The organism is Acetobacter sp. DsW_059 (genome assembly GCF_002153695.1).
Classification (GTDB): domain Bacteria; phylum Pseudomonadota; class Alphaproteobacteria; order Acetobacterales; family Acetobacteraceae; genus Acetobacter; species Acetobacter thailandicus.
This window is the reverse complement of sequence record NZ_JOPI01000170.1, coordinates 1-478: the sequence shown is the minus strand read 5'-3', so window position 1 is coordinate 478 and position 478 is coordinate 1. Positions and strand designations below refer to the sequence as shown.

Genomic DNA, 478 nt, shown 5'->3' with positions numbered 1-478 from the left:
CTCTGGTATCAGATGCCGGGCATGTATACGCCGGCGGATCATCTGTTAGTGACTCTATTATTGCAGGGAATTCGCAAGACGGAAATGGTGATACATTTTATATCAATAGCGGGGGGTATGTAGGAGGGAATACTGTAGTTGGTTCTGGCGCTACGCTGGATGCAACAGCAGGCAATGCTATAATTGTTAGTCCTGTTAATGTAGAAAATGGCGGGACGTTAAAGATTACATCTGCAGGCCAGACTTTAGGGAGCCAGAAGGAAAATAGTGGCATTGCAAATACAGATCCCACGGTCAGTTATCCGGAGGCACCATCAGGAGCTTCTATTGTAAGTGGCGGTTACTGGATTGCCATAAAAGGCAGTGACGGAATAACATACTACGAATCTGCTACCGGAACAGGCAGTAGTGCTGCTCCGATAGCCGGAGCCACAAAATATACCGGTCCCATCATTATTTCCAGAGGAAGCCTTACTGT

1 protein-coding gene is annotated in these 478 nt (G+C 47.1%); it reads left to right on the top strand.

Translation table 11 applies throughout. The features are described 5' to 3' along the window. Nucleotides 1-478 (top strand): hypothetical protein (locus HK25_RS13210; RefSeq protein ID WP_158092971.1); only part of this gene is annotated, 478 nt, incomplete at both ends.